Origin of the sequence: Enterococcus sp. AZ078 (genome assembly GCF_051714985.1) — a bacterium.
Classification (GTDB): Bacteria; Bacillota; Bacilli; order Lactobacillales; family Enterococcaceae; genus Enterococcus_B; species Enterococcus_B hirae.
Window position 1 is genome coordinate 2,264,447 of the sequence record NZ_JBIOSW010000001.1, and the last position, 15,023, is coordinate 2,279,469.

Below are 15,023 nucleotides of genomic sequence, written 5' to 3' on the forward strand. Positions count from 1 at the left end.
CATTCTCCTTTTTTTATTTAATCATCAATGATTGTCACAACATCTGTGCCAAAGATTTCTTCGGCTTTCGTGACGATCGTTTCTTCACTTGGTGCTTGTTGAGGGATCAGTTCGATCTCTTCATCTGAATCTTCCGGAGCAAAAGAATCATCATTACTCCCGTCTTTTGCTTGGACTAAATAGTCTTTGCGGATCGTTGGCCAGCTTTCTCTCGTGATATAGACTGAATCTGGTGCATAGTCTTTGATCATTCGACTTAAATTATTATGGATCGCCAACTGTAATTCTTCGTCGTTGGCAGCTCGTTGACAAACGATCTCGTAATCAAACGCAATGACTAACCCAGTAGGACTAGCCGCAACTGGTTCACTTGCTTTAAGCATCGCTCGTTGTGTCACAGACAAACTCATCAACAAATCGTCCCAGACTTCTTTGACTTCATTCAAATGCTTTCTGGTTGCTTCTCTTAGAACCTGATACACTCGTTCAGTTGGTATCCGATACGTACTTGCTTGTTTCTTTTGAACAGGAGCTTGTGTTTGCTTGGCAGTAGTTGAAGGGGTTCCCCCATTCGTTTTGATCTCGTTGATCGTTTTTTTCAGCTCTTTGATCTCTGCTTGTAGCTGATTAATTAACTGACTGTCTACTTCACTTGCTTGGTTACTACTTGAAGGAGCAGCTGAACCAGAAGCTTGAGCTAGCTTGACGGTTGCTACTTCCAGATAGATCGTAGCACTATTAGTAAAACGAATCTCATTTTGTGTTTCACTCAAAATATGGATCATCTGAAAAAGTCGAGGTGCAGGTACTTCTTTTGCTAGTTCGACAAATGGTTCTCGAAGTGAAGTTGTTCGTTCTGCTACGAGATTTGGTGCTTGTTGGTACATCAGTAAGTCACGACAATACTGTAAAAGATCTTCTAAAAAGCGCCGTGCTTCCTTACCAGCAGCTAAGATATCTGTTAATGATTCTAACGCTTTGGGCACTTCATTATTCACACAAGCGCCTAAAAATTCATCCATCATCTCGTTGGTTAGACTACCGGTAACTTGCATCGCATCATCCACAGTTACGATCCCATTACTAAAAGAAATCGCTTGGTCCATGATACTTAGCGCATCACGCATCCCGCCTTCTGCTGCTCGAGCAATAACCCCTAGTGCTGGTTCTTCATATTGTACGTCTGATTGCTTTAAAATGTATGCCAAATGCTCAACGATATCTGCTGCATTGATTCGTTTGAAATCAAAGCGTTGTGTTCTGGAAATGATCGTTGCTGGTATCTTATGTGGCTCGGTTGTTGCTAAAATAAAAATAACATTTTCTTTAGGTTCTTCTAAAGTTTTCAACAATGCATTGAACGCTCCGGTAGAAAGCATATGCACTTCATCTATGATATAGATTTTATAAGTTGCTTTTGTCGGTGCGTAGTTCGCTCGATCTCGAATAAAACGTATTTCTTCGACTCCGTTATTACTTGCTGCGTCGATTTCAATCACGTCTTCTTGTGTTCCCGCTGTAATCGACTGACACATTTCACAATGATTACAAGGTTCTCCATCTTGACTATTCGGACAGTTGATAGCTTTTGCAAAAATTTTAGCTGCACTCGTTTTACCAGTTCCTCGTGGTCCTGTAAATAGATAAGCATGAGAAGTTTTATGGGAAACGATAGCATTTTTCAACGTCTGTGTCACCGCTTTTTGCCCGACAATGTCTTCGAAACGCTGTGAACGCCAGACACGATAGAGTGCTTGATATGCCATGAAGATCCCCCTTTTTTGAAAAATTCACTATCTTTTATTATACGTGATTTTACTAAAAAAAACTACTATAGTTATGAGAAGAATCATGATTTGTCGTTTGTAGTTACTTGTGCATTCCCCGATTCTTTCAAATAAATACTCACAAACAGCTTTCTCGATCTTCCTTGTTTTTTGCAACTGAAAGAAAATCAGCTAAACAGCTAATATCCATCTTCCGTCTGAGAGTTTTTCATTGCTCCTATGGTATAATAGAGTCATTCATTTAACAATCAACATTCATAAAGGGAGGAATTTTTTATGGGTCTTATCAAAGCAGCAACAAGCATGATCGGCGGTGGATTAGCAGATCAATGGATCGAAGTAATCGAACCAGCGGATATGAGCGATACAACAGTTATGACAAAAGGTGTGAAAGTACGTAAAGATGATAAACGTGGCTCCAATCGTAAAGGAACAGAGGATGTTCTAACTGACGGAACCGTTGTCCATGTCTATCCGAATATGATGATGCTCCTTGTAGATGGTGGTAAAATCATTGATTATACTGCTGAAGAAGGCTACTATACGATCAAAAATGACTCTGCTCCTTCCATGTTCAATGGTTCATTGAAAGGTGCGATCGCAGAAACTTTTGAACGTTTTAAATTCGGTGGCGTGACACCTCAAAAGCAACAAGTCTTTTATATCAATCTTCAAGAAATCAAAGGAATCAAGTTTGGTACCAGTGCGCCACTGAACTATTTTGACAATTTTTACAATGCTGAATTGTTCTTACGAGCTCATGGTACTTATTCGATCCATATTACTGATCCAATTTTGTTTTATACCAACGCTATTCCTAAAAACAAAACGCAAGTAGAAATCTCAGATATTAATGAGCAGTATCTGGCAGAATTTTTAACAGCTCTTCAAGCTGCAATCAACCAAATGTCTGCTGATGGTCAGCGCATTTCTTATGTTCCATCAAAAAGCTTAGAATTAAGTAAATACATGGGCAATGTTTTAGATGAATCTTGGAATGAATTACGTGGTATGGAAATCGTTTCTGTCGCAGTAGCAAGTATTTCTTACACAGATGATTCAGTGAAATTGATCAATATGCGTAATGAAGGTGCGATGTTGGGAGATCCAAGTGTTCGTGAAGGCTATGTTCAAGGTTCGATTGCTCGTGGGATGGAAGCTGCTGGTAAAAATGATGCCGGCGCGATGACTGGCTTTATGGGCATGGGAATGGGAATGAATGCTAATGGTTCTTACCTTTCACAAGCAGCACAAAATAACCAGGAACAAATCAAACAACAAGCTGAAAAACAAAACCAACAAACTGCTCAAGGGAGCAATGATACTTGGACATGTCCAGTCTGCGGAACTGAAAATACTGGAAAATTCTGTTCTAACTGTGGGGCAGCCAAGCCAGTTGCAAATGTCCAACCAAAGTTACAAATGAAATGTAGTGAATGTAACGAAGTGGTCGATCTTTCAAATGGTATCCCTAAGTTTTGTCCAAATTGTGGAAAACCATTCAAAGGAATCCCACTCGACTAAGTTTTAGAAAGGTGTGGATAGAATGGACGTTCTTACACATAAATGCCCAAACTGTGGGGGTCCTCTCACGTTTGATCCAAAAGATCAAAAATTCCACTGTGACTATTGTTTAAATGTTTACACTGAGGAAGAAGTCAGTCAGTACGAACAAGAACAAAAAGCAGCCCGAGGGATTCACTCAGAAGATCAACCGCCTTCCCAACAAGATTCTGAAAAAGATTTTACTTTTACTGCAGATGAACAGTTGGAGCAGATGGATGAAGCAGAACGAAAAGCGTTTGAAGAAGCTGGTGGTTTTTCTGATCCTAGCGATCAAGCAACACCAACTGAATCAGTGGAAGAAGAAACAGAAGCAACGATGGAACTATTTCTTTGTCCAAGCTGTGGGGCAGAGATCGTGACCGATGCAACAACGGCTGCTACTTACTGCTACTATTGTCACAATCCAGTTGTTTTATCCGGACGGTTAAGTGGAAAATTACTGCCAAATAAAGTCTTACCATTTGCAGTCGAAAAAGAAGAGGCGGTCGAAAAATTCTTAGCTTGGACAAAGAAAAAATGGTTTGTACCCAAAGAATTTTTCAACAAAGACCAAATCGACAAACTAACTGGCGTTTATTTTCCTTATTGGACAACGGATGCAACCGTTGACGGCTCTATGCAAGCGACCGGAACAGTGATTCGTATTTGGCGAGTGGGTGACATCGAGTATACAGAAACCAAACAGTTTGCTGTTCATCGAGAAGGCTCACTTTCCTTTAAAGAACTAGTAAAAAATGCATTGTCCAAGAATACCCAACAAAAAATGGTGGAAGCAGTCCAACCGTTTCCTTTGAACAAGGCAATTGACTTCAAAAGTCAGTATCTGGCAGGGTTTCAAGCAGAAAAACGAGATATCGAATATGAAGCAATCAAATCACAAGTGCAAGATGAACTGCAAGATTACTCCGAGAAATTGTTACGTGACACCGCAAATGGTTATACCACATTGACCAATGTTCGGACTTCGACAGATATCACTAGTGAGAATAATGAATATGTTCTTTTACCGGTATGGTTAGTCACTTATCGCAGTAGTGATGCCAATAAGAAAGTCTATTATTACGCCATGAATGGTCAAACAGGTAAAGTCAGCGGTGTTTTACCCATCAGTCATAAAAAACTGGGCTTGACGGCTTTTGGAATCTTTGCTGTATTGGCGATCCTCTTTATGATTGGAGGATACTTGATATGAAAAAAAGAATTTTACTTTTCTTTCTAGTCCTATTCGGTTTCTTTTGGAGTTCTTCCGTTGACGCTGCTACACCCGCAGTGAACGATGAAGCTGGTTTGTTCACGCAAGAGCAGATCCAATCTTTAGAGCAACAAATCCAGCCTATCAATGAGAAGATCAAAGGACAAATCTTTATCGTAACGACGACTTCCAACTCAGACGAACCTCGAACGTTTGCAGATGATTACTTAAGAAATGCAATCGGTAATGATCAAAATGGGTCCGTTCTATTGTTAGATATGGGGCAACGTGAGATTTACATTTCAACTTCTGGTAATATGATCGATTATCTTGATGATGCTCGGATCAATGACACGTTAGATGATGTCTACGACCAAATGACGAATTCGGCTTATTTTGCAGCAGCACAAGCCTATTTGACTAAAACTTCAGAATATGTAGAAGCTGGAGTTCCTGGAGGACATTATCAAATTGATGAAGAGACTGGTAAGATCACGCGGTATAAAGTGTTGACGACGACTGAAATAGTGATTTCTATCATCTTAGCCCTGGCATTGAGCCTCGTATTCTACTTTGTAACAGTTTCGAGGTATCAGTTGAAATCAGGAACTTATAAATACCCATTTAGAGAAAAATCAAACGTAAAATTAACGGATAAAACAGATCGCTTAACCAACTCCTTTGTCACTACACGCAGGATTCCAAAAAGCCCACCTCCTGGCAGCGGCGGTGGCGGAAGTACGACTCATTCCAGCGGTGGCGGGACTTTCGGTGGTGGTGGTCGAAGCTTTTAAAGCACCACAATAGGAACAATCATCCATAAATTAAGATGCTTCCTTCATGCATTGTCGTCAGCTAAAGCTGATACAACTACATGAAGGAAGCATCTTATGTTTTCCACTGATTCTGTTTAAAAGATAATATTGTCTTCCAATAAATCCATATTGGTGATAATGATCCGATGATCTTTAACGGTGATTATCCCATTTTCTTTCAGTTGTTTTAAGATCCTACTCACACTGCTAGCGGTAGAGATTCCGCAAAACTTGGCGATTTCTTCATTAGTGATGACAAAATCGATCATCATGCCTTCCTCGGTCCGAACCCCAAATAAATCATATAACTCGTAAAGTTGCGTACATACAGCACCTAATTTCCCATTTAAAAGCATTTGTTGCATTTTTTTCATGGAATACAGCAAACGATACCGATAATACTCTTTTACATAGTGTTGCATCTTTGGATCTTCGTTGATATGTTCCCAAAATTTCACTCGATTGATTCGATAAAATTCTGCATATTCAGATTCAATCCGAATATTGTACGGCGAATCAATAAACTGCGAATATTCATCTTTTAAAAGTGAAACAATCTCTAGATCTTTAATATACCTCAAGTTGAACTCACGACCATCATTTGAGATGACACTTGCTTTGACCGTGCCTTCTTTTAAAATATACGTGTAACAATCCTCCACTCCTTCAAAAGTTAGATACTTATGATATCTTTTTCGTACAATTGGAAATTGATTTTTCTCTAAATATTCCTTTAGCACTCTGCTGTCCAATCATGCTCCCCCATCCAAACATTTATCTAAAAAAATAATACAAGATTTCTAAGTATTTTAAAGCCCAAAGGTATTTTACTAATGATATTAACATTTGTTAAGTACCATTTTAAATTATGTCTGTGATTTTTTTCTTCTTTTCGTTTCGTTATACTGCGAATGTAAAAAAAAATGAAAGAATTGAGGAAAAAAATATGAACTACTGGATGAAAACAATTATTAATCGACTTGAAACAGCTTATCAAACAAGATTTGACATGAAAGCTTCTTTGGTTTTCTTAAATGATGCTTACCAAAATTCGATTGAATTGATCAAAGCAGTCGATGAAAAACCATCGAATGAATTAGAAGAATTTTTAGAATTATTTATGACGACTCGAGACTTGTTCATTCGTCAATTGGTCGATCGCTATCCATCAAATTACCACGATGTTGAAGTACAAATCCAAAAATTAAAAGCTTATTCAGATTAAGGGGTAAACACAAAGCAAATGGAAAAAAAATTATTCAATAAACATTTTATCGGAATCACTCTTATTAATTTCATTGTCTATTTAATTTATTATTTACTGATGGTCATTATTGCCGTTATTGCTCAAGATGATTTACATGCTAGTATGAGCCAAGCAGGTTTTGCTTCTGGTATCTACATCATAGGTACACTTTTGGCTCGTTTATTTATGGGTAAACAACTTGAATTATTTGGGCGCAAGTTTACTTTGCGTGGTGGAGCGATTTTTTATTTACTCTCTACTTTAGCCTATCTTTTCACCCCAACGATCGGCGTATTATATCTGGTACGTTTTTTAAATGGGTTTGGCTACGGGACCGTTTCGACAGCAACCAATGCGATCGTCACTGCCTATATTCCTGAATCAAAAAAAGGAGAAGGGATCAATTATTATGGTTTAAGTACTAGTTTAGCTGCTGCTATCGGACCCTTTTTAGGAATGATCTTGCTTAATCTGACTGATTTTCATTTTATTATTTGGTTTTCTATCGTTTTAGTTTTTCTTGTAACGATTGCCTGTCTGATGTTCCCAGTCAAAAACATTGATTTATCTGATACTCAAAGAAAATCACTACAATCTTGGAGTATCCATGGATTCATTGAGAAAAAAGCATTGTTCATTACAGGAATCGCCTTTTTAATGGGTCTTTCTTATTCAAGTGTTTTGTCCTTCTTGTCTTCTTATACGAAAGTCATTCATTTAGTCGCTGCAGGCTCCTTTTTCTTTGTGGTCTATGCGTTAGTTATCACCTTCACTCGCCCATTGACGGGACGTATTTTTGATGCTAAAGGCGAACAGTATGTCATGTATCCTAGCTATTTGTTCTTGACTGCTGGCTTGTTTCTACTAAGTGCGACAACGAACAGCATCACATTACTTATTTCAGGCGCACTCGTTGGTTTAGGTTACGGGACTTTCATGTCAAACGGACAAGCAGTTTGTTTGAAAATCGTCAAAGAACACCGTATCAGTATCGCTCTTTCAACTTACTTCATCGGATTAGATCTAGGTCTAGGTGTTGGCCCCTACTTGATGGGAATATTGAAATCTTATACGTCATTTAGAGGATTATACATTGTTTCTGGTATCATTCCTTTGATCTGTACAGTTCTCTATATCGTTTATAATAAAAAAAAGAGCCACTCAGCAAAACTTGAATGGAATTAGTGATGAACTGAAACTGATTCAAGGAACGAATAAAAGGTGTTGAAGTATTCACCTCTAGCAAAATATTGGCCGAAGAGGGACTGAGACAAAAGTTGTCTCAGTCCCTTCTAGTATCTCTAAAAACGAATAAACGGTGATACAAAAGTAGCATCTTCGGAAATAAGCCGAAATTTACCAAAAATTTGAGAAGCAATTTTCGGAAATTCCTTCTTATTTCTTGATGCTGAACACTTTTGTCTCAACCTCTCTTCGGCTTATTTTCATGATTAGATACTTCTGTCAAAACTCCTTTTTGTTCAGAAACAATCACTCAACTTTTATTCTGCTAACCCATAAACTTCTAGTTCATAAAGACGGACAGCTGTATCTGCGCCTTGAGTTGGTTGATCGATGATGACTCTCACAAATCGGGCAGTCGTTGCTGCAAAGGTATTTAGCGTTGAACCTTGCGTATTATTAGTTGTTCGCGAAACTTCTTGGAAATTTTCTCCGTCTGCACTTACTTCTATAGTATAAGCTTTGGTATTCATGCCTACACTTTCTCCTCCTGCAGAAGCGTGAGCCATGCGCACTTCACTGATCAATTTAGCTGTTCCTAAATCAACCGTGATGGTATGTGGCGCACTCCCTACAGCACACCATTTTGTTCCAAGATCACCATCGACAGCAAACTTTGGTGCCTCTGATTCATTCACATATGAAGAGGCTTCTGCTTTGGCACCTTTAGATAATAAACTCAGACCAGCTTGGGCATTCTTGGTAACCGTAACGATCCCTTTCATTTCAGTTGTCGTTTCTCCTGCTTCATTGATCGCTGTCAATTCTACATCGTAGCTTCCTTCTTTTGAATAAGTGACACGAGGCTGTTCTTCCGTACTTGACTCTACATCAGCACCTTTGAATGTCCACTTTAAACTTTGGGTATTTCGTGAAGAGGTGTTCGTAAAAGTGATCGGTTCTCCTGGCGCTACCAAAGTTTTTGAGACAGTAAAGGAAGCACGCGGTAACTGAACAGGTGGCCAGTCAAAACTGATTGGTCTGGAAGGTTCACCCTTGTTGCCATAGATATCAACTGGCACAACTTCGATAGCTGTAGCTGTTGCATTTTGACGTTCTAAGCCATTGATAAAATAATTCTCAGCAGGTGTGGCTCCGATAAAGACACGTGTTCCATCGTCTAAAACTCGGTAAATTTCATAGTGTTTGATGCGATCTGCTTGTAGACTAGTCCAAGATAGTCTGATCCCGGCAAACATTGCTTCTTCGTCAAATGACAAATCATCGAATGTAACATCATTGACTGCTGTTGGACTCAGCACTTTTTTAGGTGTCGCAGAAATTTGACCTAAGAATAACTCATAATTCTCATTTGCTTTTGCTGAGGTTACCTCATAGGCAATCGACGTTACTTCTTTTCCAGTTGCTTTATTCAAAGGATAAGAAACCGTTGTCCAGTCATTTCCTATTTTTTTATTGCCATTAAACGTTTCAAATGTACCATCAGCAAAACCTAACACTAGTTTCAACGTGGTTCGATCAGATGCTTTGGCTGTCGTCGTAAATGACATGTTTTTCTCGACTTTGACTTTTGTTTGATACAGTTTGATCTTACTTGTTACTTTTTCCGCAAGTTTTCCTTTAAAAGCCAAGGAACTCCCACCATTAAAAGCAGTAGTATAGTCCACACTACCAGCTAATTTATTGCCAGCTCCTTCTTCGATAATATAGCGGTAAGTCGGCATGATATCTTGGAGACTTCGATTATTCCATTCATTTGTTGAAACTTGTTGCCCATTGCTAAAATAGCTGTAACCATTTCCAACATTGAAATTGGTGATAAAAGGCCATTGCGTAATAGCGGTTTGTTCAACCGAAAAAGTAGAGATTCCAGGCCAACTTGTGCCGGTTGGTAGTGTACTTTTAGTAGGATCCCCTTGTTCATTGATCCAGAATTTTTCTTCTTTTTGTTGGTAGTCCATTGGGTCATTGGAAGAAGAATAGGTCCAACTTGGGACGTAAAGCCCTAGTGAAGTATAGGGTATTCCCTTCTTATCCGTAAACAAATCCCATCTGACCGGTGTATCGTACCCTTTTTCTTGGACATCGATTCCCGCAAATAAATCATAGGGATCAATGGCTAAACTTTCTGCTTTTTCTTTTGATTTACGCAATAGATCTTGGCCTACTAAGCTAGAGGTATTCCACCAAAAATTCAAAAACATGCTATCTGCTACTGGATTCAAATCAGCATCCACTAAATAATCTTGGTTTTGATCAGTCAACGCATTCTGCCAATCCATTTTCCCATCACTTGTCATGGAATCATACCACATAACCTCTAACGCTCCAGCTGATTTTTGTTTAAATTCCACAATCAGTTCTTTCATTAAATCAGCGTGCTTTTTCGTTAGATTGGTTTCTGTCTCTTGATTGATGAACCATCCATCAAACCCATATCTTTGTGCGACTTCGATCATCTTGTCCACGATTGGAAAATGACCTTGATCATCTTTTTCTAAAAAAGTATTCAACCATTCGATTTTTCCGCCATGGGCCCCTTGTGGAAAAAAGATCGTGCCTAAAACAGGCACACCATTTTTATGCGCCGCATCGGTAACATCTGGGCTTGGCGGAACAATGATACCTTCGCCAGCTGAGCCTCCCCAATAAACCAATTGATCAATATATTGCCAATTCGAAAAAACATTTGCATCAAACTGATTGCTCCCTCTTGGTGCATTTCCACTAGTGCTATTATTCATGATCGAAAGTGCGACAACCTTCATCTTTTCGTTTTGGGTAGTATTCGATTTTAATAAGTGCGATTTCTCCACTCGTGTGGCTAAAGGCTCAACACTAACATTGTATTTCGCATCTGTATCCTGATCAAACGTCCATTTAAGCAATTCATCAGGGAACCAGTAAGAGGACTCCGGTTGATTATCCATCGAAACCCTTACCTCGGGATTTGTGGCATCTACTTGTGCATACACGACCGGTTCTTTCAGAGCAATTCCCATCATCACCGTTACCAACAATCCAGCTAAAGTACCTTCTAACTTCTTCATTACTTCCTCCTATGATTTGTTCTTATCTAATCGCTTGCTGCAACTGTTCACTCGTTACTCCTTTCTCAATTATTATCTCCCACAATTTATGATAGCGCTTACCAAAAAGGGTGTACATGAACAAACTATAGCTTTCTTGATACAAATTATAGGTGTTATCAATGAATGAATTTTATGAGAACATACACTTTTATTGATCTTTCTGATTAATAAAAACACTCTGTGTGGTGTTCATGGATTTTTTTCAATTGTTCGTTCGTTAATTTCTGACTGGTCACTAAATAATCGATTTCATGACTAGCAATTGCTTGATGAATGAAGCGTTGTTCTAATTTATCCTGTGTAGCTAACACCATCAAATGATTGGCTTGTTTACGAAACGCTCTTTTTACTAACGCTTCTCCTTCATGCGTTTCCGTCACGCCTTGATTAAAATCAAATCCTCGACAGCTGATGATTGCAAGGTCAGCAGCATAAGTCAAAATATCATTATACGCTTTTGCTCCGTTGATCGTTGCTCGTTTTTGAACGATTTTACCACCGACGATCGATACTTTTGCTGAAGTAAATTCACTTAGCATCGCAGCAGTAATGACCCCATTCGTAATGATTTGCAGCCCCTCAAATCGACCTAAATTTCGAACTAAATGCAAACTAGTTGTACTAGAGTCTAAAAATAAAACCATATCATCTTTGATCAAATTAGCTGCAATATCCGCAATATAACGTTTTTCACTTTCTTCCTCTAAATGGGTGATTTTCATCATATATGGTACATCGATTTTCTGATTATCTACTAACATAGCCCCACCACGGACTCTTCGGATCAGACCACTTTGTTCTAATACAACAAGATCTCGTTTCACTGTCGCTTCACTGTAATTTACTAAATCGATCAATTCAGTAATCCTGGCAAATTGGTTGATTTTCAAATGATTGACAATCGTTTGTTGTCGCTCTTCTACGTCACTTAACATCTTCCCCATTCCTTTCTCATTCGCTTTATTTTACCATAAACAAAGATGCCTCCACCTACATCCAAAAACAGAATCGAGCGGTTAGAATGAAAATGCTTCGCTATAGGACATCAGCCGAAACAACTAAAGTTAGCGATTCATTGGCTTATTCCTAGAAATACTGAGCATTTTTTCATGACCACTCGATTTCGATTTCATTGGAGACTGAGCCAAAACTTGTCTCGGTCTCTTCTAGTATCTCTAAAACGAATAAACGGTGAGAAATTCGTCTTATTTATAACACTTGGCTTGATCGATCGTGTTTAAGATCGTCATTTTATGTTTCACTACTTCCTGTACTTTTTGATTCGCATAAGGGTAGATCATATTCGGTTCATACATTTCCGGGTTTTCATTTAAGATTTCTCTTAAAGCATCGAAAAAGACACTTTTAAGATCCGAACTAAGGTTGACCTTAGCTACACCATATTTAACTGCTTCGCTTACTTCTTTATCCGGATTTCCTGAACCACCATGCAAAACAAACGGCAAATCGATGGTCTCATTCAATTCTTTCAATAACTCGATATTCAGTTTTGGTGTTTTATCTTTAGGATATAAGCCATGTGCTGTTCCAATAGCGATAGCTAATGTATCAATATTCGTTTCTGCAACAAACTGTTTTGCTTGTTCAGGATCTGTGTAAATAATATTAGCTGCCCCACCTTCTGCTGACCCATTATTCCCAATCGTACCAATTTCTGCTTCGACTGACACATCTACCTCGTGAGCTAGAGCCACCACTTCTTTAGTTATCTTTATATTTTCATCAAACGATTGTAAGGAGGCATCAATCATGACCGAGGTATAGCCATTGCGGATGGCACGTAACACATCACTTACTTTACCGCCATGGTCAAGATGGATGACTACAGGTACTTTACTTTTATGCGCATAAGCTCGAACAGCAGCAACAAATTCATCATTTAAGTAAGCAATCTCATCGGGATGGATCTCTAAAATCACTGGTGCATTTAACCGTTCTACTTCTTCCATGATTGCCTTTAACATATCATAACTACAAATATTAAAAGCAGGAACCGCAAATTGATTGTCTTTAGCTACTTTCAATAACTCTTTCATTGTATATAACATTATACTTCCACCTCATTTATTATTTTTTCTTGCTTCACTATTTTTTCTTCATTTCCGACTTGTTCTTCGCTTGATTTCTTTAATAATCCAAGTGAAAGAGCCGTAACTACTGTCCCAGCACCAATCGCTAGCAAATACATGGGTAGGTGATTGATCACGTTAGGTATCAGCATGACCCAAATCCCACCATGAGGAGCAATGGATGTGACACCGGCAGCCATTGAGATACCCGCTGCAGTAGCAGAGCCAAGAATCAAGCTCGGAATGACTCGAATCGGATCTGAAACTGCGAAGGGAATCGCTCCTTCTGTAATATAAGAAGCACCAAGCACCCAACAGGATTGACCAGAAGTCCGTTCTTCTTTCGTAAATTTTTTCTTGAACAACAGTGTGGCTAAAGCGATCCCCAGTGGTGGGGTCATTCCAGCTGCCATACATGCTGCGATCGGTGCATTGACTCCGGCAGACATCAAACCAATGGAAAAAGTTGAAATCGATTTATTGATCGGCCCTCCCATATCAGCTGCCATCATCACGCCGATGATCAAGCCAAACATTAATCCGGAAGTATTACCTAAACTATTCAACCAATTGGTTAATACTTCTAATAACCACGAAATGGGTTGTTCTATTACAAAAACCATTGCTAAACCAATGATCAAGATAGATATTAACGGAACGACGATCAATTGATACATCGCTAAGATACCTTTTTTTACAGGAATTTTATTTGCCAGAAAATCTGTCACATACCCTGCTAACAGCCCCCCGATCATTCCTCCAAGAAATCCAGAACCACCAGTAGATGCCAGTAGCCCTGCCACGATCCCAGGTGCAAAGCCAGCTTTCCCCGCGATAGAGGTCGCAATCCCTGCCCCTAAAGCTGGCACCATCATGGCAAAAGCGGTGTCTCCACCAATTCTAGAAAATGCGGCAGCTAGGACATTATAGTCAGCTGATTTAGGATCCGCTGCAGTGATCCCAAAAGCAAAACTTAATGCGATAATAATTCCGCCTGCAATCACAAACGGTAACATATAGTTCACACCACTCATAAAATGGTTATAAAGTGTGGCTTTTTGTTTCGTGACTTTTGTTTGTTCAACTGATTGAGCAATTTCTAACGTATTGATCCCTTTTAATGCTTCATCAATTACCAATTCTGGTTCTTTAATTGCTCGACTCGTTGAAACTTTTTTGATTCTTTTACCCGTAAAACGTTGCATATCAATTTCTTTATCAACTGCTAGAATAATCGCATCTGCTTCAGCAATCTCTTTTGTAGTTAACCTATTTTCCGTTTTGATTCCTTGCGTTTCAAACTTTGCATCATGGCCTAGTTTTTTAGCAGTCCCTTCTAATTTCTCAGCGGACATATACGTATGCGCAATTCCCGTAGGACATGCGGTTACACCAATTATTTTCATCGTTATTCTCCCCTATCTGCTTATTCAATAACGGTCTCAGTTGATGCGTGTGACATTATTCGATGATTCATTTAACAGATTGCTTTTTCTTCATTTTTTAAAACGGTCATAATTTCTGAGGCTGAATTTGCTTCTTTGATTTGTTTTCTAAAGTTTGGATCAATTAATCGCCTTGACAACGCACTGAGAATCTCAAGATGACTGTCAGCAGCGTTTGCAGGAACCACGATTGCAAAAGTATATGCAATTGGCTCCCCATCTAAGCCAAGATATTCTGTAATCTGGCTGCTACGAACAAAACAAATGGTTGGTGTAATGACAGCCTTGCTTTTAGCATGTGGGATACCAAATCCAGCTTCAATCCCTGTAGGCACTTCCTCTTCTCTTTTGAATAATGCTTTGATTATTTTTTTTGCACTTTTTACTCTATGTGTGGTTTCAAGTGTAGTACCGATACATTCAAATAATGATTTTTTTGATCGAATTGAGTCATCGAAAAGAATCAATTCTTCTGAAATCAGTTGACTAATCTCCACTCCATATAGCCTCCTTTCACTATTTGTTAACGCTTTCTAATAACTGTGGCAAGTATAGCATCCCTAATTCAGCCATTCAATGCTTTGAAC

The 15,023-nt window shown here is 38.9% G+C and carries 12 protein-coding genes; 5 read left to right on the forward strand and 7 right to left on the reverse strand.

The window, feature by feature from the left end; translation table 11 throughout:
- Positions 1-17: 17 nt before the first annotated feature.
- Positions 18-1,766, reverse strand: coding sequence for a DNA polymerase III subunit gamma/tau (gene dnaX, locus IGJ18_RS10635; RefSeq protein WP_438843303.1), 1,749 nt, complete (start codon positions 1,764-1,766; stop codon positions 18-20).
- A 297-nt stretch (positions 1,767-2,063) separates the two neighbouring features.
- On the opposite strand from dnaX, the gene IGJ18_RS10640 reads away from it, so the two are divergent.
- From IGJ18_RS10640 to IGJ18_RS10650, 3 genes are read left to right on the forward strand one after another with little or no spacing between them, the layout of a single operon-like run.
- On the forward strand, positions 2,064-3,311 hold the full coding sequence (locus IGJ18_RS10640; protein WP_010718693.1) for an SPFH domain-containing protein: 1,248 nt from the start codon (positions 2,064-2,066) through the stop codon (positions 3,309-3,311).
- Positions 3,312-3,333: 22 nt separating this feature from the next.
- Positions 3,334-4,545 (forward strand): hypothetical protein, encoded by a 1,212-nt coding sequence (locus tag IGJ18_RS10645; protein ID WP_063627447.1) that lies wholly within the window; start codon positions 3,334-3,336, stop codon positions 4,543-4,545.
- Positions 4,542-5,339 carry a TPM domain-containing protein gene (locus IGJ18_RS10650; protein ID WP_161651641.1) on the forward strand — a complete coding sequence of 266 codons (798 nt, stop codon included), beginning with the start codon at positions 4,542-4,544 and terminating at the stop codon, positions 5,337-5,339. Before IGJ18_RS10645 ends, IGJ18_RS10650 begins: the two co-directional genes overlap by 4 nt.
- 116 nt (positions 5,340-5,455) lie before the next feature.
- Here IGJ18_RS10650 and IGJ18_RS10655 read toward each other — a convergent pair whose 3' ends face one another.
- Positions 5,456-6,112 carry a Crp/Fnr family transcriptional regulator gene (locus tag IGJ18_RS10655; protein WP_010738044.1) on the reverse strand — a complete coding sequence of 219 codons (657 nt, stop codon included), beginning with the start codon at positions 6,110-6,112 and terminating at the stop codon, positions 5,456-5,458.
- 194 nt (positions 6,113-6,306) lie between these two features.
- On the opposite strand from IGJ18_RS10655, the gene IGJ18_RS10660 reads away from it, so the two are divergent.
- Together IGJ18_RS10660 and IGJ18_RS10665 are read left to right on the forward strand one after the other, a co-directional pair.
- On the forward strand, positions 6,307-6,585 hold the full coding sequence (locus IGJ18_RS10660) for a hypothetical protein (RefSeq protein WP_010718697.1): 279 nt from the start codon (positions 6,307-6,309) through the stop codon (positions 6,583-6,585).
- An 18-nt stretch (positions 6,586-6,603) separates the two neighbouring features.
- Positions 6,604-7,791, forward strand: a complete 1,188-nt coding sequence (locus IGJ18_RS10665) for an MFS transporter (protein WP_010738045.1) — start codon at positions 6,604-6,606, stop codon at positions 7,789-7,791.
- A 317-nt stretch (positions 7,792-8,108) separates the two neighbouring features.
- Here the strand turns inward: IGJ18_RS10665 and IGJ18_RS10670 are convergent, their stop codons facing one another.
- The 5 genes from IGJ18_RS10670 to IGJ18_RS10690 all read right to left on the reverse strand — a co-directional run bounded on the left by IGJ18_RS10670 (position 8,109) and on the right by IGJ18_RS10690 (position 14,933).
- Positions 8,109-10,859 (reverse strand): endo-beta-N-acetylglucosaminidase, encoded by a 2,751-nt coding sequence (locus IGJ18_RS10670; protein ID WP_438843304.1) that lies wholly within the window; start codon positions 10,857-10,859, stop codon positions 8,109-8,111.
- Between the two features lie 206 nt (positions 10,860-11,065).
- On the reverse strand, positions 11,066-11,836 hold the full coding sequence (locus tag IGJ18_RS10675) for a DeoR/GlpR family DNA-binding transcription regulator (RefSeq protein ID WP_010718700.1): 771 nt from the start codon (positions 11,834-11,836) through the stop codon (positions 11,066-11,068).
- Positions 11,837-12,106: 270 nt separating this feature from the next.
- Positions 12,107-12,970, reverse strand: coding sequence for a ketose-bisphosphate aldolase (locus IGJ18_RS10680; RefSeq protein ID WP_207414687.1), 864 nt, complete (start codon positions 12,968-12,970; stop codon positions 12,107-12,109).
- Positions 12,970-14,397: a PTS fructose transporter subunit IIC gene (locus tag IGJ18_RS10685; protein ID WP_034698962.1), complete on the reverse strand. Its 1,428-nt coding sequence runs from the start codon at positions 14,395-14,397 to the stop codon at positions 12,970-12,972. The genes IGJ18_RS10680 and IGJ18_RS10685 overlap by 1 nt, the downstream gene beginning before the upstream one ends.
- Positions 14,398-14,468: 71 nt before the next feature.
- Entirely contained in the window at positions 14,469-14,933 is a 465-nt protein-coding gene (locus IGJ18_RS10690; protein ID WP_438843305.1) for a PTS sugar transporter subunit IIA, read from the reverse strand.
- Positions 14,934-15,023: the final 90 nt, after the last annotated feature.

Coding starts and splice junctions, on each gene's coding strand:
- dnaX (WP_438843303.1), bottom strand. CDS start 1,766: ATGGCATATCAAGCACTCTATCGTGTCTGGCGTTCACAGCGTTTCGAA.
- IGJ18_RS10640 (WP_010718693.1), top strand. CDS start 2,064: ATGGGTCTTATCAAAGCAGCAACAAGCATGATCGGCGGTGGATTAGCA.
- IGJ18_RS10645 (WP_063627447.1), top strand. CDS start 3,334: ATGGACGTTCTTACACATAAATGCCCAAACTGTGGGGGTCCTCTCACG.
- IGJ18_RS10650 (WP_161651641.1), top strand. CDS start 4,542: ATGAAAAAAAGAATTTTACTTTTCTTTCTAGTCCTATTCGGTTTCTTT.
- IGJ18_RS10660 (WP_010718697.1), top strand. CDS start 6,307: ATGAACTACTGGATGAAAACAATTATTAATCGACTTGAAACAGCTTAT.
- IGJ18_RS10665 (WP_010738045.1), top strand. CDS start 6,604: ATGGAAAAAAAATTATTCAATAAACATTTTATCGGAATCACTCTTATT.
- IGJ18_RS10670 (WP_438843304.1), bottom strand. CDS start 10,859: ATGAAGAAGTTAGAAGGTACTTTAGCTGGATTGTTGGTAACGGTGATG.
- IGJ18_RS10675 (WP_010718700.1), bottom strand. CDS start 11,836: ATGTTAAGTGACGTAGAAGAGCGACAACAAACGATTGTCAATCATTTG.
- IGJ18_RS10680 (WP_207414687.1), bottom strand. CDS start 12,970: ATGTTATATACAATGAAAGAGTTATTGAAAGTAGCTAAAGACAATCAA.
- IGJ18_RS10685 (WP_034698962.1), bottom strand. CDS start 14,397: ATGAAAATAATTGGTGTAACCGCATGTCCTACGGGAATTGCGCATACG.